This window comes from Thermostichus sp. MS-CIW-26 (assembly GCF_054059115.1).
The window spans coordinates 1-18,071 of sequence record NZ_JBSSBV010000054.1 but is presented as its reverse complement, the minus strand read 5'-3'; the positions used below and the strand labels follow the sequence as shown (position 1 = coordinate 18,071).

Annotated in this window: 20 protein-coding genes, 1 other RNA gene and 1 pseudogene; 7 read left to right on the top strand and 15 right to left on the bottom strand. The window is 58.6% G+C overall.

What is annotated here, in order from left to right:
* Positions 1-175: 175 nt before the first annotated feature.
* On the bottom strand, positions 176-943 hold the full coding sequence (locus ACVWZU_RS12835; RefSeq protein ID WP_041436771.1) for an MlaE family lipid ABC transporter permease subunit: 768 nt from the start codon (positions 941-943) through the stop codon (positions 176-178).
* Between the two features lie 10 nt (positions 944-953).
* Positions 954-1,616, bottom strand: coding sequence for a GerMN domain-containing protein (locus tag ACVWZU_RS12830; RefSeq protein WP_457445276.1), 663 nt, complete (start codon positions 1,614-1,616; stop codon positions 954-956).
* A gap of 189 nt (positions 1,617-1,805) precedes the next feature.
* Between ACVWZU_RS12830 and atpD the strand changes: the two genes are divergently transcribed.
* Positions 1,806-3,239 carry a F0F1 ATP synthase subunit beta gene (gene atpD, locus ACVWZU_RS12825; protein WP_414407185.1) on the top strand — a complete coding sequence of 478 codons (1,434 nt, stop codon included), beginning with the start codon at positions 1,806-1,808 and terminating at the stop codon, positions 3,237-3,239.
* Between the two features lie 160 nt (positions 3,240-3,399).
* Here the strand turns inward: atpD and rppA are convergent, their stop codons facing one another.
* Both rppA and rsmI read right to left on the bottom strand, forming a co-directional pair.
* Entirely contained in the window at positions 3,400-4,101 is a 702-nt protein-coding gene (rppA, locus tag ACVWZU_RS12820; RefSeq protein ID WP_414409022.1) for a two-component system response regulator RppA, read from the bottom strand.
* A gap of 28 nt (positions 4,102-4,129) precedes the next feature.
* The gene (gene rsmI / locus ACVWZU_RS12815; RefSeq protein WP_457445273.1) at positions 4,130-5,119 is read right to left on the bottom strand and encodes a 16S rRNA (cytidine(1402)-2'-O)-methyltransferase; all 990 of its coding nucleotides are present in this window, start codon (positions 5,117-5,119) and stop codon (positions 4,130-4,132) included.
* 230 nt (positions 5,120-5,349) lie between these two features.
* On the opposite strand from rsmI, the gene ACVWZU_RS12810 reads away from it, so the two are divergent.
* From ACVWZU_RS12810 to ACVWZU_RS12800, 3 genes are all read left to right on the top strand, one after another.
* On the top strand, positions 5,350-5,805 hold the full coding sequence (locus tag ACVWZU_RS12810; RefSeq protein ID WP_414422532.1) for an Rrf2 family transcriptional regulator: 456 nt from the start codon (positions 5,350-5,352) through the stop codon (positions 5,803-5,805).
* A 13-nt stretch (positions 5,806-5,818) separates the two neighbouring features.
* The gene (cbiB, locus tag ACVWZU_RS12805) at positions 5,819-6,823 is read left to right on the top strand and encodes an adenosylcobinamide-phosphate synthase CbiB (protein WP_457445271.1); all 1,005 of its coding nucleotides are present in this window, start codon (positions 5,819-5,821) and stop codon (positions 6,821-6,823) included.
* 324 nt (positions 6,824-7,147) lie between these two features.
* Positions 7,148-7,342 (top strand): IS630 transposase-related protein, encoded by a 195-nt coding sequence (locus tag ACVWZU_RS12800; RefSeq protein ID WP_071818172.1) that lies wholly within the window; start codon positions 7,148-7,150, stop codon positions 7,340-7,342.
* A gap of 65 nt (positions 7,343-7,407) precedes the next feature.
* Here ACVWZU_RS12800 and ssrS read toward each other — a convergent pair.
* Positions 7,408-7,594: non-coding RNA, 6S RNA (gene ssrS, locus ACVWZU_RS12795), on the bottom strand.
* Positions 7,595-7,680: 86 nt separating this feature from the next.
* Here ssrS and ACVWZU_RS12790 point away from each other — a divergent pair.
* Positions 7,681-8,205 carry a YIP1 family protein gene (locus ACVWZU_RS12790; protein WP_457445269.1) on the top strand — a complete coding sequence of 175 codons (525 nt, stop codon included), beginning with the start codon at positions 7,681-7,683 and terminating at the stop codon, positions 8,203-8,205.
* 286 nt (positions 8,206-8,491) lie between these two features.
* Here the strand turns inward: ACVWZU_RS12790 and ACVWZU_RS12785 are convergent, their stop codons facing one another.
* The 4 genes from ACVWZU_RS12785 to ACVWZU_RS12770 all read right to left on the bottom strand — a co-directional run bounded on the left by ACVWZU_RS12785 (position 8,492) and on the right by ACVWZU_RS12770 (position 11,585).
* Positions 8,492-8,719 (bottom strand): indolepyruvate ferredoxin oxidoreductase subunit alpha, encoded by a 228-nt coding sequence (locus tag ACVWZU_RS12785; RefSeq protein WP_011434056.1) that lies wholly within the window; start codon positions 8,717-8,719, stop codon positions 8,492-8,494.
* A gap of 395 nt (positions 8,720-9,114) precedes the next feature.
* Positions 9,115-9,759 carry a rod shape-determining protein MreD gene (gene mreD, locus ACVWZU_RS12780; RefSeq protein WP_457445267.1) on the bottom strand — a complete coding sequence of 215 codons (645 nt, stop codon included), beginning with the start codon at positions 9,757-9,759 and terminating at the stop codon, positions 9,115-9,117.
* Complete coding sequence (gene mreC / locus ACVWZU_RS12775; RefSeq protein ID WP_414422513.1) at positions 9,737-10,489, bottom strand: rod shape-determining protein MreC; 753 nt, start codon at positions 10,487-10,489, stop codon at positions 9,737-9,739. Before mreC ends, mreD begins: the two co-directional genes overlap by 23 nt.
* A gap of 67 nt (positions 10,490-10,556) precedes the next feature.
* Positions 10,557-11,585, bottom strand: a complete 1,029-nt coding sequence (locus ACVWZU_RS12770; RefSeq protein WP_011434052.1) for a rod shape-determining protein — start codon at positions 11,583-11,585, stop codon at positions 10,557-10,559.
* 291 nt (positions 11,586-11,876) lie between these two features.
* Between ACVWZU_RS12770 and ACVWZU_RS12765 the strand changes: the two genes are divergently transcribed.
* Positions 11,877-12,011 (top strand): hypothetical protein, encoded by a 135-nt coding sequence (locus ACVWZU_RS12765; protein WP_414342828.1) that lies wholly within the window; start codon positions 11,877-11,879, stop codon positions 12,009-12,011.
* A 31-nt stretch (positions 12,012-12,042) separates the two neighbouring features.
* A complete protein-coding gene (locus ACVWZU_RS12760; RefSeq protein WP_457445264.1) occupies positions 12,043-12,471 on the top strand; it encodes a VOC family protein in 429 nt (142 codons plus the stop codon).
* Here ACVWZU_RS12760 and ACVWZU_RS12755 read toward each other — a convergent pair.
* The 6 genes and pseudogenes from ACVWZU_RS12755 to ACVWZU_RS12730 form a co-directional block, all read right to left on the bottom strand.
* The gene (locus ACVWZU_RS12755; RefSeq protein WP_457445262.1) at positions 12,468-13,061 is read right to left on the bottom strand and encodes an SAM-dependent methyltransferase; all 594 of its coding nucleotides are present in this window, start codon (positions 13,059-13,061) and stop codon (positions 12,468-12,470) included. The two genes, ACVWZU_RS12760 and ACVWZU_RS12755, sit on opposite strands and share 4 nt — an antisense overlap.
* Before the next feature lie 367 nt (positions 13,062-13,428).
* Positions 13,429-14,196, bottom strand: a complete 768-nt coding sequence (locus ACVWZU_RS12750) for an RNA polymerase sigma factor SigF (RefSeq protein WP_041436760.1) — start codon at positions 14,194-14,196, stop codon at positions 13,429-13,431.
* A 544-nt stretch (positions 14,197-14,740) separates the two neighbouring features.
* On the bottom strand, positions 14,741-15,919 hold the full coding sequence (locus ACVWZU_RS12745) for a tetratricopeptide repeat protein (protein ID WP_457445260.1): 1,179 nt from the start codon (positions 15,917-15,919) through the stop codon (positions 14,741-14,743).
* Between the two features lie 330 nt (positions 15,920-16,249).
* Positions 16,250-16,555 (bottom strand): hypothetical protein, encoded by a 306-nt coding sequence (locus ACVWZU_RS12740; RefSeq protein ID WP_011434047.1) that lies wholly within the window; start codon positions 16,553-16,555, stop codon positions 16,250-16,252.
* 28 nt (positions 16,556-16,583) lie between these two features.
* Entirely contained in the window at positions 16,584-17,441 is an 858-nt protein-coding gene (locus ACVWZU_RS12735; RefSeq protein ID WP_414342821.1) for a hypothetical protein, read from the bottom strand.
* Positions 17,442-17,507: 66 nt separating this feature from the next.
* Positions 17,508-18,071: pseudogene (locus tag ACVWZU_RS12730) on the bottom strand (RNA-guided endonuclease InsQ/TnpB family protein); the annotation flags it as partial.

Below are 18,071 nucleotides of genomic sequence, written 5' to 3'. Positions count from 1 at the left end.
TTTCTGCTTTGCTTTGGCTACCATGTTGGCAGACTCGAAAGTAAACAGAAAGATCAACTGGTAGTAATCCGTACTGAACATATTATACATTATTTCAGTATAGTTGAGCTTATTATTGACTAGAGTCATGCTCTCTCCCTATTGCTCCGCAACGCTAACGGGACAGCAGAAGTGGCTACAACGCGCGGCTGAGGGCGCTCCCCGGCCCCTGAAACAACAGCCAAGAAATAAGGAAGTTGGTGACAAACACGCCCAGCAGCGCCGTAACCACTGCATCGGTGGTGGAGCGACCCACCCCCTTGGCTCCCCCGCTGGTGGAAAGGCCCCAGTTGGAGCCGACAATGGCGATCAAAGACCCAAACACCATCGCCTTCAAACAACAGACGAGCAAATCCCAGGAGCTCAGAAGGGTTTGCGCCGAGTTGAGAAACACTGCAGGAGAGATGTTGTAGGCCGAAGCGCAGATGATCATCCCCCCCACCAGCCCCGTCAGCAGGGAGAGGATGGTGAGCACCGGCAGCATCAGCCCCGCAGCCAGCACCCGCGGGATCACCAGATAATCCACCGGATCGGTGCGTAACAACAGCAAAGCGTCGATCTGCTCCGTGACTTTCATGGTGCCCAGCTCGGCAGCAAAAGCGGATCCCACCCGTCCGGCCAAGATCACGGCCGTCACCACAGGCGTCAGCTCGCGGGCAAGGGCAATCGCCAAAACTCCCCCAATTAGGGAGGAAGCGCCAAAGTTGATGAACTCCCGCGCCAACTGGATGGTGAAAACACCGCTGATCACCACCGCCGTAATCAAAACAATCAGCAGCGACTCCAGACCCACCGCCGAAAGCTGATCCAGGGTGTTGCGGCGATGGATACGACCCCGCATCAGATGCAAAATCACCTGGCCGGCCAGGAGAAAACTGCTGCCCACCCGCTGCAACCAGCTCATGGTTTCCGTCTCAAGAAGCCGTTATCGCTAGGCGACGCTTTGGCGACCCCGTTAGCGGGGCGGAATCCTTCGGGGTTGCCGGCTCCGCTGGCAGCTGAAAGCTGGGCACAAACGAGGCCCGTGTCAGGGGTTGATCCAGGATCAGCCCCTCTCCCCCCAGCACTTCTAGGGCACGGCCTTCCACCGAGATCCAAACCCGGGCGCCGGGGTTTTGGCTGGTGGCCGTGTAGAGCACCTGCGCAATCCGGCTCATCATCGTCGTGGATCCCCCCCCTTGCGTGAATTCGGGGGAGAAGTTGAGGAAAATATCGTCGCCCTCCACCCGCACATCCAACACCCGCGTCTGGGGGGGAATGGCCGTGGTGAGGTGGGGATCCCGGGGGCCGGCAATCAGCTCCTCCAAGGCCAGGCGGATGGCTTCTTGAGTGTCAAAGGCGCGAACCCTGCGCTCCTGCTGCACGTAGTCAATAGAGTTGTCAGCACTGGTCAGCCAATACAGGGAAAGGGTTTGCCGGGGCCCGATGCTGTACCACCAAGCTCCCCCCATCACCCCTAACCCCAGCAAGAAGCCAAGGATCCCCAGTTGTAGGGCCCGGCCGCGACGTGGGCAGCGACGCCGTCCTCCCAACCTAACGGAGCTGAGCTGTGCAATACGGCCTCCGTAGTGGCTCATCGCTGGCAACCCCCTGTCTTACCTAGCTCTAGGGTAGCGAAGAAAAGCCCACTCTGCCGGGGATCCCCCATAGGCTGGACAGGCAAAAGTGCGGCAGCAACTGGGATCCCTTTATTTGTATGATGATAATGATTTACACCCGGCATTGCTGAGTCGATAACTGAGCACACAAGGAGCTGAGCCTCAATCATGGTTACTGCCACCGCTACTGCCACCAATGTTGGCTACATCACTCAGGTCATTGGGCCTGTGATCGACGCCGAATTTCCCAGCGGCAAGCTGCCCGAAATCTACAATGCCCTCAAGGTGGAGGGCACAACCGAAAGCGGCCTGAAGGTTAACGTCACCTTTGAGGTGCAGCAGCTTTTGGGGGATAACCGCGTGCGTGCGGTGGCCATGTCCTCGACCGACGGCCTGGTGCGGGGCATGCCGGTGGTGGATACGGGCGCTCCGATTACTGTGCCGGTCGGGCAGCCCACCCTGGGGCGCATTTTCAATGTGCTGGGAGAGCCGGTTGACCAAGGAGAGCCCGTTCAAGCCCAAGAATTTGCCCCCATCCACCGCAGTGCGCCTCCACTTGTCGATTTGACGATTAAGCCAGAGCCCTTTGAAACCGGCATCAAGGTGATTGACCTGCTGGCCCCCTTCAAAAAGGGGGGCAAGGTGGGCCTGTTTGGCGGTGCCGGCGTCGGCAAGACAGTGCTCATCCAGGAGCTGATCCACAACATCGCTGAGGAGCACTCTGGCCTATCGGTGTTTGCGGGCGTGGGAGAGCGCACCCGCGAGGGCAATGACCTCTACAACGAGATGAAAGAATCCGGTGTGCTGGACAAAGTGGCGCTGGTCTATGGCCAGATGAACGAGCCACCGGGTGCCCGCATGCGGGTTGGCCTGACTGCCCTGACCATGGCAGAGTACTTCCGCGACGTTAACAAGCAGGACGTGCTGCTGTTCATCGACAATATCTTCCGCTTTGTGCAGGCCGGGTCGGAAGTGTCGGCGCTGTTGGGCCGCATGCCCTCGGCGGTGGGTTACCAGCCCACCTTGGCTACCGAAATGGGCAACCTGCAAGAGCGCATCACCTCTACCAAGCAGGGATCCATCACCTCGGTGCAGGCGGTGTATGTGCCTGCTGACGACTTGACGGATCCGGCCCCAGCAACCACCTTTGCCCACCTTGACTCGACGGTGGTATTGTCCCGCAGCTTGGCAGCCAAGGGTATCTATCCGGCGGTGGATCCCCTGGATTCCTCTTCCACCATCCTGCAGGCGGACATTGTGGGCGAAGAGCACTACAACACCGCCCGGGCAGTGAAGCAAACGCTGCAGCGCTACAAAGAGCTGCAAGATATCATCGCCATCCTGGGGCTGGACGAGCTGTCGGAAGAGGACAAGCTGGTGGTGGCCCGCGCCCGCCGCATCGAGCGTTTCCTGTCCCAGCCGTTCTTCGTGGCGGAGGTATTCACCGGCTCCCCCGGCAAGTATGTGAAATTGGCAGACACCATCAAGGGCTTCCAGCGCATTTTGTCGGGAGAACTGGACGATCTGCCGGAGCAAGCCTTCTACTTGGTGGGCACCATCGAAGAGGCCATCGAGAAAGCCGAGAAACTCAAGTCCAAGTGAGCCCCAAGCGCTCCTGCCCCTCTCCTCTTGGGAGAGGGGAGCTGTGAATCCCAGCAAGCTGTTGGGAAGGGCCCCGTTGGGTCGCTTGCTTGGGGTTTGCTGCTGTTCGGGACAGCTACAGCTTGCGGGACTGTAGGATGGGCCTCTTCTGGGCCTCTTCCTAGGGATTCTCGGCAACAGGCCCAAAGCGATAGCCCTTGCCGTAGACGGCGTGGATCAATTCTGCTGCCCCGGGCAACCTGAGGCGGCGCCGCAGCAGGCGCACCTGGGCTGCCAAGACGTTGCTGCTGGGGGGATCCTCTCCGGCCCACACCTGCTCGTAGATCTGGTCGTGGGTGAGCAACTGGCCGGGGTGGGTCATAAAGTACTCCAGCAGGCGAAACTCTTTTTGGGAGAGGTGGATCATCCGCCCCTGCCGGTAGGCCACCTGGTTCTCCCGATCCAGCTCCAAATCCCCGACCTGCAGGCGAGGGATCCCTTCTCCAGGGCCGGTGGCCCGCCGCAAGAGGGCCCGCACCCGCGCCAGCAGTTCCCGCAGCTCAAACGGCTTTACCAAGTAATCATCTGCCCCGGCATCCAGCCCTTCCACCCGGTCGTCTAGGGTATCTTTGGCGGTCAAAAACAGGATGGGAGTGGTGCCATCCACCTGCCGCACCCGCTGACAGAGGGAAAGCCCGGAGAGCTCCGGCAACATCCAATCCAAGACCAGCAGATTGTAGGGCAGGGATCCCGTCTTTTGCAGCAGTTCCCAGGCTCGCCCCCCCGTGTAGGCCACGTCCACCGTGTAGCCCTCTCGCCTCAATTGCTGGGCCAGAGAATCGGCCAACTCCACTTCATCGTCCACCAACAAAATCCGTGCCATAGGACTCCGTCCCGCTAACGCGAACACCTCAGGACTCGGTCTCGCTGTTGTCTTGGAAACAATGTGGAGCGCTGACGTACTCAGAAAAGGACTCCGTCCCGCCAGAACTGGAGAGCGGCTCAAGCTGCAAGGATAGATTGTAAAGGCGGCGCCGCGTCCAGATGGGGGATCCCTGTAAACGCTGGGCCAACCGGCGGCTGGCTGCGGAGCGGGATAGGCCCTCGGCCAGCAATCGGGCCATTTCTTGACGAATTTCCGCTTCCGATTCACTGTCTCCCCGCCCATTCAAGGACTCCGTCCCGCCTCTGGCAGGGTTAGGGCTGGGAACGGCACCCACATATCCCTCAAGCAAGAGGGTGAACTCCCCTCGGGGCGGCTGAGCAGCGCAGTGCTCCAGAGCTGCTGCCAGGGATCCCCGCCAGAAGGACTCATACAGCTTGGTCAGCTCCCGCGCCAGCACGATCTGCCGCTCTGGGCCGCAGTGATCCAGCAGATCCCGCAGAGTTTGGCGCAGGCGATGGGGGGCTTCATAGAGAACGACGGTGCGCTCTTCTTGGGCCAACTGTTGCAGGCGGGCCTGTCGCTGACTGGGTTTAAGCGGCAAAAATCCCTCGAACACGAATCGTCCTGTAGGCAGGCCCGAAGCGGTCAAGGCGGCAACAGCAGCTACCGGCCCCGGCACAGGGATCACCGGGATCCCGGCCTGAATGCAGGCGCGCACCAACTCTTCTCCCGGATCGGAGATGGCAGGAGTGCCGGCATCGCTGATCAGGGCCACCGACTGGCCCGCCGACAGATACTTCAGGAGTTGCGGGATCCGTTGGGCAGCGTTGTGCTCGTGATAGCTGATGAGGCGGGCGGAGATTTGAAAATGTTTAAGAAGCTGGCCGGAGTGGCGAGTATCTTCTGCCGCCACCCAGTCCACTTCCCGCAAAACCCGCAGCGCCCGCAGGGTGATGTCTTCGCGGTTGCCGATGGGGGTGGCCACCAAGTAAAGGCTGGCGGTGGGGTGTTCCATCCCGAGCTCCAAGGCTGAGCTGCCGATAACCAGACAATAGCCAATTAGAGCAATTAGAGATCGCCTCGGATCCCCAGATTAACCTCTCTTGGCCGGTGCCCCGATACCCAAGCATCTGCCTTTCGCGGTAGCGGGACGGAGTCCTTTCGCGTCAGCGGGACGGAGTCCTTTCGCGTCAGCGGGACGGAGTCCTATGGCAGGATCGAGAAGTGCTGCGGAGAGAGATCCCGGTGCGCTTGACAACGCGGGCCACCTATAGCATCAAAGCTTTGTTGGATCTGGCGATGCTCGGCTCCGGGCAAATGGCTTCGGTGCGGGCCATTGCTCAGCGACAGGGGATCCCAGCTCCCTACCTGGAAAAGTTGCTGATTGAGTTGCGCCAGGCCGGCTTGGTTTGTTCCCAACGGGGGGCCCAGGGAGGCTACCGGCTGGCACGGGCACCGCGGCGGATCCCGATCAGCGCCATTTTGGCGGCGGTGGGAGAATCCCTGCATCCTCTTGTGGAGAGTTCTGACGCCACAGCCGTGTATTCGGCGGAGCGGCTGGACTGGGTGACGGAAGCCCTGTGGCAGCGGATCGCTCGACGGGTGCAGCAGGTGTTGGAGGAAACCACTCTGGAAGATCTGTATTTTGATGCCCGGAGCTGGCAAGCGGCTCAGGATCAGGAGAGTGGATTTGTGGTTTGAGCCTGCTGGCGGGATGGAGTCATCGCTGTTTTTCCCGGCCCAACCAACTGCCGGGCTGGTGCTGGCGGCAGCTTTGGTATTGGATTACCTGCTGGCAGATCCCTGGGGTTGGCCTCATCCGGTGCGGGTGATGGGGGCTGTTATTGCCTGGGGGCAAGGCTATATCCTCAAGCACTGCTCAACTCCGCGAGCACAACAGTGGGGCGGGGCAGTTCTCACCCTAACTTTGGTGGGGGGATCCTACGGCATAGGCTGGGGGCTGGTCGCCATCGGCAATACCATCCATCCCTGGGCAGGGATCCTCATGCAGGTAACCCTCATGGCCAGTTGTCTGGGAGGGCGCAGCCTGCGCTTTGCCGCCTTGGAGGTGTTGGATCCCTTGGAAAAAGAGGATCTGCCGGAGGCCCGTCAACGGCTCAGCCGCTACGTGGGGCGGGATACAGAGCACCTGACGGCATCGGAGATTTTGCGGGCGCTGATTGAGACGGTGGCCGAAAATACCCCCGACGGAGCAACTGCCCCTCTGTTCTACGCCTTCTTGGGAGGGGCGCCCTTGGCCCTAGCCTACAAGGCCAGCAGCACGCTGGATTCGATGGTGGGCTACCGCCACCCCCCTTTCACCCATTTGGGCACAGTGCCGGCCCGCTGTGAGGATGGGCTGACTTGGCTGCCCTGCCGCCTGACGGTGCTCACGCTGGCGCTGCTCAGCCGGGATCCTTGGGGGTTCTGGCAGCGGTGTCGTCAGGACGCGCAAGCGGATCCCAGCCCCAATTCGGGGTGGAGCGAAGCAGCTTTTGCCTGGCGGCTGCAGATCCAACTGGGAGGAACCAATTTCTATCAGGGGATCCCGAAGGTGAAACCCAAATTGGGGATCCCAGCTCGCCCCTTGACCCCGCAAGTGGTGCGGGAAAGCTTGGGACTGCTGCGACAGGTTGTATGGATTTGGGGGAGTTTGATGGTGGGAGCAACTCTCCTGTTGACCGTTCTGCAACTCATGGTCGTTTATTTCTCCCCCTAGGATGAACTAAACAACCGGTTGCTTCCTGCTTCTACGACCCTTACCTAGCTGAGCTTTTGACTCAACCCCGGCAGAGGAATCTCCACAGGCGCAACTTCCCCCAGAACTTGAGGTAGAGTTAGCAAAGCTAACTAGATCGGCGGCAACAAAAACCGTAGCTGCTGTCAACCTGCCGTGAACCTAGAACCGCTGAAATAAACGATGATAAAAACAGCAGCTGCTACAGATATCAAGCACAGGGCGGTGGGGCATCCCGTCCTTTTCGCGTCAGCGGGACGGAGTCCTTGAAGCTCGCACTCTCTCGCTTTAGCGGCGCGGAGCGCTTTGCGTCAGCATGAGTGCGGGAGTTATGTCACTTGTGCAACCGTTTATCGCTGGCTGAGCCGAGCAGACCTCACGACAACAAAAGTCAAGACCCGCAAGCGAAAGACAGACTTGGCTGCCCTGCAGCAAGACGTAGACCAGTGCCCAGAAGCTCGACTAAAGGATGGAGCCCAGCGCCAGAGCAATACCCATTAACTGCAGCATTGACAATATCCGACAATATCCAAACAACAAAAAGGCCCCCTTTCGAGGGCTTTTTTGAGGATACTGTTGCGCCGTTTTACCGTGGTTTTCGACCTGGAAAATCCAGTATAGGATACCGGGGATGATTGTCGATAGTTTCCAAATCAAGTTTGGCCTACTGCTCTCACATCCACTTCCCATCCTAATTGTCGAAGGGTATAGATCGCAAAAACATAACGGCAGTCACCAACGCCGCAGAATCCTCTCCCAATCATACCCCATTTTTGGGGTGTGCCCGTCAAGTGCTCACCAAGGGCTAGGATGAAAGATAGCTTGACTTGTTGCCGGCCATGCTTGGTTCCTGGTTAGACAACATCTACGGCGCTTGGTTTCTGCCGGAGCGCACCTTTCGGGCGTTGCGGGAACAGCCTGTTCTCTGGCAAGCCTTTGGGGTGGTGGGGCTGCTCAACGTCCTGGATGCGATTCGCCGCTCTGGGGTAAGCCTGCCGAGCATGGTGCTGGCGGTGCTGATGGGATCCCTGGGCTGGGTGGGTTTGGCGGCTTTGTTGCAATTGCTGGCCTTTTGTTTGGGTCGGGCTGTCCCTTCCTTTTCAGCGCTGCTGTGCTTGACGGGGTTTGCCGGTTTGCCGTGGCTGCTGCTGGGGCCTGCTCAATCGTTGGGTGGGGTGGTGGGATCCCTGCTGGGCTTGTCAGCTCTGCTGTGGTTTGTGGTTTGGCAGGTGCGGGCAGTAGCTGTAGCGCTGGATTTGGAGTGGTGGCGCCTGGTGGGCCTGATCCCATTGGCTTTCCTGGGGGGGATCTTGGCCCTGAGCTGGCTGACCAGCAGCGTCGTTGCTTTGGCTTCCTTGGGCTAAAGCTTATAGTTGTTTCAGGTTAAGGTGAGACGCCTGGGCTACTGATCGCGCCAGCGGGACGGAGTCCTTGAAAAGCCTTCCGGTTCTGCGTATTGTTGCTCCGCAACGCTATTGCTATGCCTACGGCACCCTGACGGGAACCGCAACGCTATTGCTCCGCAACGCTGACACGACGACGCGAAGACGCGACTAACGTTCTAGGTGTGGGTGCAGCGTCCTGGTTGGAATTGAAATGATTGTAATTCTCGTTGAATCCCGGCGTGTGGCCAGGGATGCTTCCCTGGAATTAGCGGGGCACTCGCTGCAGATGCGGCTTTTCCTCCGGCAGAATAGCGCCTTCTACGGGGCAGACCTGTAAACAGATGCCACAGTCGATGCAGGTGGAAAACTCAATCCAAAAGTAGTCGGTGCCTTTGGCATTTTTGGTATCGCCGGGGTGGATGCAGGCGACGGGGCAAGCCTCTACACAGTCGGCCACACCTTCACAGATATCGGTGACAATTGTATGCGGCATGGATCCCTCCCAATGATTGCTCTAAGTCAAATTCTAAGTGCAATTGCCACAAGGTCAGCCTTGACGTCGCCTGCGCTTCCTATGCTTTTGACTTTTTGATTGAGATGCGCGACATTAGCCCAAAGCTGTCTGAAAAAGATGGGGCTTATATCCCAGTCCTGGGGTTCATTTTAGGCCAAAATTGCTCCCCAACGAAGAATTTTCCGGATTGTCGCTTTTTCTGACTTTGTCTGGGGCCTCTCAGCACAGCGCCAACATGTGGGAGGTCAGAGACAGTCGGCAAACCGGCTCCCGCCGCCTCGAGAGTTCTTTCTTGCCAAAAATGCCAAGGGACATACTCTGCTTTGGCCTAAGTTTTAACCGAAAGGTAGGATGATTTGCCACAAAACCAAAGGCTAAATCTCTCTGGGATCCCGCTCTTGAGACTGCCACCAACGGCTGAGGGGCCAATACAAAGCGGGTGCCCAGAGGCTACTTAAAATAGCAGACGTGAGGGCATTGCGTTGATGGTTCCACCAGATGCTCTCCAGAGAACGGGGGCCATCGCCGCCGATGCTGCCGAAAGAGTGAAGGGAGTTCCCCAATCCATCCAGCAAAGTTTGCATTCCCGCCGGATCCAGGCCCTCGGATCCCTGGGAGGCGGCAAGCCACATCCACTGCAGCGCCATCAGGGTTTCGGCGATCACCACCATACCAAAAACGATCAAGGCCACCGAGATAAAGTCTTCTTGCATGTAGCGTTGTTTTTGCAACTTGGCGGTGAGGATCCCAACTACAGCCAGCCCCAGCGCATGGGTAGGACAAGGGCTGGTCAGCGCATCTTGCAGAAAACCCAGGGTGACCCCGGCAACAGCCCCCTGCCAAGCTTTGCGCCGCACACTCCAGCACACCACCCAGATCAAGGGCCAATCTGGGGTTAAGCCTGCTAGCTCCAAGCCCGGCCCTCGCCACCAAGGGGCCACTGCTGCCAGCAATCCCGACAGGACAGTCACCAGCCAGTTAAGGTGAGACTTAAGCTTAGGAATCAGAGGGTTGAGCATAGCGGTAGATCAAGGCCCATTCCAAGAGACCCAGCGGCGCCGACAGTTCGACAGTGGCTTGAGGGGCAGGGCTGGCATCCAAGTTGACCGCTCGAACCGTTCCCACCACAACCCCGGCTGGGTAAAAGCTGCTCAGGCCCGAGGTCACCACCACATCCCCCACCTCTACTTTGGGGGCCTTGTCGAAAAAATCCAAAATGGCACTCTGGGTGCCCGTACCCCTCAGGATGCCCATGTGTCGGCTGCGACTCAGCATTACCCCGACACGGCTGGTGGGATCGCTGATCAGGAGCACTCGGCTGGTGTTGGGCGTGACCGACTCAACTCGCCCGATCAACCCGCCCGGCGCCATGACTACATCTCCCACCCTGACTCCATGCCGGCTGCCGCGGCTGAGGGTGAGCTGTTGCCACCAGTGATCGGCGCTGCGACCCACCACGGCTGCTGGGATCCCCGCTTGGGGCATTTGCTCGGTAAATTGCAGCAGTCGCTTCAGCTCGCGGTTTTGGTACTGCAACTCGGCTACCAGGGCTTGCAGCTCACGGTTAGCGGCCTGGCTGAGCACCGCAGCGGGATCCACAGGCGGACGGGCTGGAGCAGTGATCCAACTGTACAATTCCACCAATAGGGATCCCTGGGTTTGGCGCAGGCCCAGCGCTGCCCCCATCGCCAAAGCAGACAGGAGTAACCCCAAGCCGTAGCGCCTCCACCATTGGCGTAGCCGATTCAAGCAATACCTCTCCGACCCACTCGACTCACACCTCAAATCAGGAAATCAGGGAGAGGGAGAAGCGCCTCTAGCCCTTGAAGCTGCCGCTCAACACTCGACCCAAGGTTTTGAAATCCTCTAGAACTCGCCCTGTACCCAGCACCACACAACTGAGGGGATCCGGGGCAATGTGAACCAAGATCCCGGTTTCATGGCTGATCAGGGCATCCAGACCCTTGAGCAAGGCTCCTCCCCCGGCCAGCATGATGCCTCGGTCGATGATGTCGGCAGCCAATTCCGGTGGAGTGCGCTCCAGGGTGCGCTTAATGGCTTCCACAATCACCGAGAGGGGCTCGGCCATGCTCTCGCGAATTTCGGTGCTCTTCACCGTGACGGTACGGGGTAAACCCGAGAGCAGGTGTAACCCGCGCACTTCCATGGTCAGTTCCTCTTGAATTGGGTAGGCGGAGCCAATCCGAATCTTGATCTCTTCAGCGGTGCGCTCCCCGATGGTGAGGTTGTGAACCTTTTTCATGTACTGGGCGATGGCCTCGCTCAGCTCATCTCCCGCTACCCGCACCGACTCGCTCAGCACGATCCCCTGCAAACTGAGGACGGCTACCTCAGTGGTGCCGCCGCCAATGTCGATGATCATGTTCCCAGTGGGCTCTTGCACCGGCAGCCCGGCCCCGATTGCTGCTGCCACCGGCTCATCCACCAAATACACCTCCCGCGACCCAGCTTGGAGAGCGGCTTCCATCACCGCCCGTCGCTCCACCCCAGTCACACCGCTGGGGATCCCAATCACAATGCGGGGAGCAATCAGGTACCGGCCCTCGTGTACGCGGTGGATGAAGTGTTTTAGCATCATCTCCGCCGTGTCGAAATCGGCAATCACCCCATCTCGCAGAGGACGCACCGCTACAATGTTGCCGGGGGTACGGCCCAACATTTTTTTGGCATCTTCCCCCACAGCCAGGGGTTGCTTGGTGTTTTGGTCGATGGCGACCACAGAGGGCTCTTGCAGGACAATGCCTCGCCCGGCCACGTAGACCAGAGTGTTGGCAGTGCCCAAATCAATGCCCATATCACGGGAAAATCGGCTGAAGAACCCCACGGTAAGTCGCTCCAGTCTTGACTTGGGAAGAAGCAGCAAGCTTTGGTACCTACTATAGTCTAGTTCTGCTAGAGAATCTCCCCCGAAGAGTGGGAATCTGCTCCAGAGAAACCGGCTGTAGCTGTATCCCAGCCAGCTGTGGAAGATCGAATTCGCCGCTAAGGTGCAATCCTGTTGTGATTCGGGATCCCTCGTGCCTAAGGTTGCCATTGCTCCAGCCGGCTATCCGGCCATCGCCCCCTATTCTCCCGGCGTGAAGGTGGGCAAAATACCCTCTACATCTCGGGCACATTGGCCCTGGATCCGGAGGGCAAGACGGTGGGATCCGACATCGCCACCCAGACTCGCGTGGTGTTGGAGCTGAGTGACATCCTCCCGACGCTCACCCTGCGGGTACAGCGCGGGGCTTCTCGGCAGTTTAGCTAAGATAGACCAACCCGGTCTTTTGGCGGTTGCGATGCAGCTCTCTGGTGCCTTGGTTAGCGTGGCTACCCTGGACTTGCCTCGTCTACAACGCTTCTATCGGGATCTCTTGGGGATCTCTCCCCAAGTCCAGCTCCCGACAGAGGGGGATCCGGTGTACGTAGAGTTTCGTCTGCCAGGGTTGCGGCTGGGCCTTTATCGCAGCCGTCATCTCGGCAGCCGTCATCTCGATGGTGGTGCCCAAACCGAAGCGGTGAGCCTCTGCCTACAGGTGCAGGATTTACAGGGATCCCTGACAACACTGGAGGGGTTGGCGGAAGCTTATCAGATCTCCATTTCCCCCCTGCGGCAAGCCTTTCATGGACAGGAGGTGGATTTTCGGGATCCCGATGGCAACCGGATTGTGCTGCACCAGCCCTCTGCTGCTTTTGAGGAAGCGACGGCCTGGGATCCCCAGGGTTAGATTCGCCAGAGATAGATGGTGTAGGTGTTGATAACATCCGATACAGTGGTGGTGGCGGTGGGGAGCCAATCTCCCATGTCGAAGGAGTGGGTGACCAGACGAGCGCCGGGCCGAAGCTGGGAGCGCAGCTTGTCTCGGATCAGCAGGTGGGAGCGGGGCAGCAAATAGCAGCTCACCACCGTCGCCGGGGTTAAGTCCAGAGTGAGCAGATCCTGCTGGAGAAAAGTAACTCGATCCTGAACTTGGGCTTCTCGGGCCCGCTGTTGGGCTTCCAGGATGCGCTCCGAGTCGATATCCACTCCCATGCCCTGTGTGCCAAAGCGCTGCGCCGCCCGGATGAGAATGCGGCCATCCCCACAGCCCAAGTCGTAGAGAGTATCCTCGCTCCCCACCTGGGCCAAATCCAGCATGGCATCGACAACCAAGGGCAAGGTGCGCACATAGGGGGCCAAGCTGATTCCCTCTGGACTTTGCCGGTTGGGCTGGCATTGGAAGAAGGGATCCCTGCCCACCGAGTTCTGACCCAGCTTAGGTTTGAAACCGCGGGGCACCAAGGGTTGATTCCGAGAAGAGCGGTTTTCTCTGTTCATCAAATATTCTCATCAATTTCCCATCAGTCTATCAACCTGTCGCAGTACAGAGCCCCTGCCGTTCTACTGGGTGGAAAGTCACCGCCAATTGCGTCGGCTCAAGTACAGTCTACTAAGGGGTTATGGGATACACCTGTATGGTCATTTTCAACAGGAATGAAACATCTCCGTTCCATTGCTCTCTAACTCCCCTCTCCCTCTGGAGGGGCTGGGGGAAGCGGCGCGGAGCGTCTGGGCAGCGGCGGGAGTATCTCAATCGAGTCTGGAATGACTATGAACCTGCTTGTTCTAAACCTCACTGGGGTCAAGCCTCGGAAACACGATTTTTATAGCCTTTTATATCCCTTAATTTGTAACGGGCTGTATCTCAAAAAATATCTTGATTCAACAACTTAGCCAGGCGTTCCAGCCCCTTTTTGACTTGGCGGGAAACGGTAACGGCGCTGATCCCTAGCCGCTCTGCCGTTTCTTTTTGCGTGAGGTCATAGAAGAAGACAAATTCCAAAATCTTGCGGGTACGTTCCTCCAGCTGAGCCAAGGCATGTTGTAGGCGAATACGATCTTCTTCAGCCAGTTGAAAACTGCGGTAGCGCTGATCCGGAACGACCTCCCCCAGAGCAACACTGTCTTCCTCAGTTTGAATCGGAGCATCCAGGCTGAGCAAAAGGCTGTTTTGTTGGGCCAGCTCCAGCTCTCGCCATTCCTGCTCCGTCAGTTGCAGGGCTTCCCTCACCTCGGCCTCAGAGGGAGAACGGCCCAACTCTTGCCGCAGACGGGCAATCACCTTCTTGGCTTGTCTTTGCAGGGTCGTCCAGCGGCGTGGGATCCGCATGGTGGGGCTTTTGTCCCGCAGGTAGTGTTGAATTTCTCCGCGAATGTAGGGCAGGGCAAAGGAGCTAAAAGCCAGGCCTCGGCTGATGTCAAAGCGTTCGATAGCTTGAATCAAACCCAAACAGCCAACTTGCACCAGGTCGTCGTACCCCTCATTGCATTGGTTGCGCCAGTGGTGGGCCTCTTTGCGCACCAAGCCCAAGTTCATTTCCACCAGCCGGTTGCGCAGGGCTGGATCGCGATTCTGGTGGTACAGCCGCAACAGTTCGGCAGTTCGGGCTTTAACATCCTCACTAGATGCCATAGATCCACATGCGGCTGGGAATCCGGTCTTGGCCAAAGGCAATGGAGGGGGGGCCGCCGAGGGAGACGGAGTTCTTGGGAGAGGTCAGGCGAGGGGCCGTTATCATAGACAACCACTTTACCGATTTGCCGAAAATAACTGTAGAACCAGCACTCAAGGAACTCGAAAACCATTCAAAGGTTGAGGATCCCACCCATAACCAACACCCATCCAGTCAAGAGACGCTTTTGCCCAGCCAGACCCTGCGCAAGCAGGTGCTACAGGGCTACAGGGATGGCGTTAGAAGCACAACCGGACACTGTTGAGATTTGCCAAGAGCTGGAACGTTCTTAGTTTGACCAGGTTTCTTGACCCAAGCAACAGCATCTCCACGGAAAATCGGCGGGTTTCCTCGGCAAAAGAGCGCAATTTTCCCGTAAGACCCAACGAAATTGCCGGATTTCTGTTGTTGGCGTGCTCTCGTGGTTATTGGTGATTGGGTCAGGTTGGCGGTGAAACAGCCTGTGCATTCCAGCCTCTCCTCTCCTTCTGGGAGGTGAGAACGTCAAGAGGCTGTTCGTGACAGCGGCGGGGGGTTCTTGGGGGGATCCGTGCCGGCAAGGGCTGCCAAAAAGGATGCAAAACTCGGCTCCTCGCGAATGAGGTCGAAATAGGGCTCAGAGGAGAGCAAGGGGCGGTAGCGTTCCGGCTCCAGGCGTAGGGCTTGCTCCAAAGCTTGTAGGGCCTGAGGCACTTGGCCTTCCCAGGCGTAGCAGCAGGCTTTGGCGTAGTGAGCCTCGGCATTGCTGGGATCCATCTGCAGGGCCCGATCAAAACTCTGGATGGCCAGCTCGTAGAGGTTCAAGTCCATCAGCACCAGGCCGCGCTGCACCCAGATCTGAGGGCGTTTGGGATCCTGCGCCAGGGCACGGTCATAGCTGTTGAGGGCCTCCATCGGGTTGCCGAGGCGGTGGTGGGCAAGGGCATGGCCGGCCCAGAGAGAGGCCGATTCGGAGCCCAGTTGCAGGGCTCGTTCGTAGCTGGCCAGAGCATCGGCGTAGCGCTCTAGGTGAAACAGAGCCAGCCCCCGACTCTGCCAAACTTGAGCATCGACGGGGTTGATGGCGAGGGCTTTCTCGTAGCTGATTAGGGATCCCTGCCACCGTCCCAGAGAGGCTAAGGTTAGCCCGTGCAGGTACCACGTTTCCGGGCTGTGGGGGCTGAGGGCAAGGGCCCGTTCGTAGGCACGTAGGGCTTCTTCGTAGCGGCCCAATTGCCGCAGCGTGTTGGCCTGGTTAAAGCGGGCCTCAAAAAAATCCGGTTTCAGCCGCAGAGCCCGCTCATAGCTGGCCAGAGCTTCTTGATGGCGACCGAGATCGTCCAGCAGAGAACCACGGTTGTTCCAGGCTTCGGGGAAATCCGGCTTCAGCTCCAGGGCGCGGTCGTAGCTGGCCAGGGCAGCTTGGGCTTGCCCCAGGTGGTCGAGGGTGGTGGCGCGGTTGTACCAGGCAATGGGATCCTGCGGCTGATCTCCCACCGCCTGCTCGAAGGGCTGTAGTTGAGCCGCCTGTTCCGCCGAAAGGGCAGATGGGTCAACCGCCGGGGCCGGCGAAACGGCTGTAGATTCTGGGGAGGCAGCACGCTTCTGCCGCCGCAGCCACCAGGCCCAACCCCCGGCCAAAAGCAACAGGCTCGCCCCCAGCACCAGCACGCCCACGTCGGTCGGGGCAATCACAAACGGCATGACCCACTTCCTGATACATTTACGCTGAACACTGCTGAACATCACTGTTCAACTATGCAGCGATAGCATTCTGTTTGTTTCCATTCGCGTTAGCGGGACGGAGTCCAAACAGAATGGCGGTATCCCGCAAAGCTTTGAGTAGAATACCCAAAGCGCAGTTTCCGTGTCGTCTTACTACCAATTTTCTGCTTTGCTTTGGCTACCATGTTGGCAGACTCGAAAGTAAACAGAAAGATCAACTGGTAGTAATCCGTACTGAACATATTATACATTATTTTCAGTATAGTTGAGCTTATTATTGACTAGAGTCATGCTCTTTTCTGCGCGCCTCTACATCATCACCAAAAACGGCAGGGGATCGCTGGGCCCTGCCGGCGAGATCAGCTCAATGCGCTTTTCGCCAGGGTAGGTGCTGGGATCGATCTCAAAGGTAACCGTCAGCGCCTCGGCGTTGGCCTGCACCGGTTCCTTAGAGCGTCCCAAGGGATCCCCAAAGCTGACTCGGATCCCTTTACCCGCCGGGCTGACTCGGATTTCCGTCACCTGATCCAGATGGGATCCCTCTAGGGTACAGACGATTACATCCCCGACAAAGGCCTCCAGAGGCCAGCCCCGCCGCACCACCGGTTTGGACATGGTTGTCGCTCCCACAGGCTTCTGCATCTCAGTTTAATTTTTCATTTTCCCCTCCCTGCTCCAGCCCAAAACGGCTTTGGTGGCAGAGAGGCTCTCCCCCCTTGGGCCGGATCTCCTGCCACCCCTGTAGAGAAGAGGGAGTTGGGGAAAGGGCAACGGCAGGCGCTCGCAGCAACACCTGGCGGTCTGGGCCCACGCTCACCAAGCGGGGCATCTCTCCAAGGCTATCGGCCACCGCAAACAGCACCCGCTCTCGCGCCTGGGGATCCCAGCCCAGCAGCTGCGCATACCCCAGCGCCGGCGGCGGATCCCAGATTTGCACCGGTGGGATCCCTGTCGAGCCAGTGGGCAAAGGCCAGACCACCGCCCGATCCCAGCTCAAATCGGTCTGGAACCAGCCTTCGTACTCCCGCGCCAGCAAAGTGTTCCCCTGCCAGGCTAGAGGCAGGATCATGGCAAAATCCAATGCCTCAACGGGGTCGTACACCGACCCTGAGGCTTGATAGATAACCTGCAAGGCCCGAGTACGGGTGTTCTCGGCAAACAACACACTGGTCAACCGACCAGCCTGAGGCGTGGCCACCAAATCTAGCCGTGTGTACACCTGCCACTGGGGATCCGGCGCCGGCAAGGGATCGCTGCGCAACAGGCCAACCAATGTGCATTGCCGCTGCCGGGCTTGCTCCTGCAAGTCGTACACCCATTCCCAAGGGATGGGCAAAGTAGGGGGAGAGGAGACTCCAGGGGCAGCCGGCGCCATGTCCCTCGCCCAGGCAGCGCTCCCCTCCGCCCAGCCGATCCAAACAGCCACAAGGGCTCTCCCCAGTTGCCACAGCCAGTTTTGCCTGAGCCAGCCCCCCATCTGCCTCACCTTCCGTCGTGACATACTCCCGCACTCATGCTGATGCAAAGCGCTCCGCGCCGCTAGCGCGAAAAGGACGTTTCCTGCGCTTTAAGGACTACGTCCCGCTGACGCGAAAAGAACGGGATGCCCCACCGCCCTGTGCTTGATGTTGATGGCCGCATGGTGGTCGCGCCCTAGTTCTAGCCCACAATGGGAACAAGAATGCCACCTGTCTTGAACCGCTTTCGGTACTCTTTGACCGCACCGAGAGCAGTTTTGACTGCTGCCGTTGGGATTCACTGCAATCGCCCTCAGCCCAGCTCTTTCAGCCTTGACTGCCAGCATTTGCAGAAATTGTCCCCACCCAGCATCATAGGTAGATTTTGCTAGCTTCGTCCTCGCAATACCTTTGATATTCAGGGCTTCGTACCCAATATGTTTGCCCTTGCTTACCAGCCAGTTCGCTGTTTTGTCATGAAAATCTTTGCGCTGAGATAGTGGTTAGTGGATAGTCACTATTCACTATCTACTGGTCACTATCCACTAGTCACTAGCCATAGGCGGTTTGACCCTTTCTTCTTGCGAGACAAGGCTCGCTGCAACCTCTTGAGCCTGAGCTCTGCCTTGCGATAGTACTGGGGAACTGGAACAGACTCCCCCGCGTCGGTCACC

Bases quoted from the DNA above. Each gene is read 5' to 3' on its own strand.
- ACVWZU_RS12835 (WP_041436771.1), bottom strand. From the start codon at position 943: ATGAGCTGGTTGCAGCGGGTGGGCAGCAGTTTTCTCCTGGCCGGCCAG.
- ACVWZU_RS12830 (WP_457445276.1), bottom strand. From the start codon at position 1,616: ATGAGCCACTACGGAGGCCGTATTGCACAGCTCAGCTCCGTTAGGTTG.
- atpD (WP_414407185.1), top strand. From the start codon at position 1,806: ATGGTTACTGCCACCGCTACTGCCACCAATGTTGGCTACATCACTCAG.
- rppA (WP_414409022.1), bottom strand. From the start codon at position 4,101: ATGGCACGGATTTTGTTGGTGGACGATGAAGTGGAGTTGGCCGATTCT.
- rsmI (WP_457445273.1), bottom strand. From the start codon at position 5,119: ATGGAACACCCCACCGCCAGCCTTTACTTGGTGGCCACCCCCATCGGC.
- cbiB (WP_457445271.1), top strand. From the start codon at position 5,819: ATGGAGTCATCGCTGTTTTTCCCGGCCCAACCAACTGCCGGGCTGGTG.
- ACVWZU_RS12790 (WP_457445269.1), top strand. From the start codon at position 7,681: ATGCTTGGTTCCTGGTTAGACAACATCTACGGCGCTTGGTTTCTGCCG.
- ACVWZU_RS12785 (WP_011434056.1), bottom strand. From the start codon at position 8,719: ATGCCGCATACAATTGTCACCGATATCTGTGAAGGTGTGGCCGACTGT.
- mreD (WP_457445267.1), bottom strand. From the start codon at position 9,759: ATGCTCAACCCTCTGATTCCTAAGCTTAAGTCTCACCTTAACTGGCTG.
- ACVWZU_RS12760 (WP_457445264.1), top strand. From the start codon at position 12,043: ATGCAGCTCTCTGGTGCCTTGGTTAGCGTGGCTACCCTGGACTTGCCT.
- ACVWZU_RS12755 (WP_457445262.1), bottom strand. From the start codon at position 13,061: ATGAACAGAGAAAACCGCTCTTCTCGGAATCAACCCTTGGTGCCCCGC.
- ACVWZU_RS12750 (WP_041436760.1), bottom strand. From the start codon at position 14,196: ATGGCATCTAGTGAGGATGTTAAAGCCCGAACTGCCGAACTGTTGCGG.
- ACVWZU_RS12745 (WP_457445260.1), bottom strand. From the start codon at position 15,919: ATGCCGTTTGTGATTGCCCCGACCGACGTGGGCGTGCTGGTGCTGGGG.
- ACVWZU_RS12740 (WP_011434047.1), bottom strand. From the start codon at position 16,555: ATGTCCAAACCGGTGGTGCGGCGGGGCTGGCCTCTGGAGGCCTTTGTC.
- ACVWZU_RS12735 (WP_414342821.1), bottom strand. From the start codon at position 17,441: ATGTCACGACGGAAGGTGAGGCAGATGGGGGGCTGGCTCAGGCAAAAC.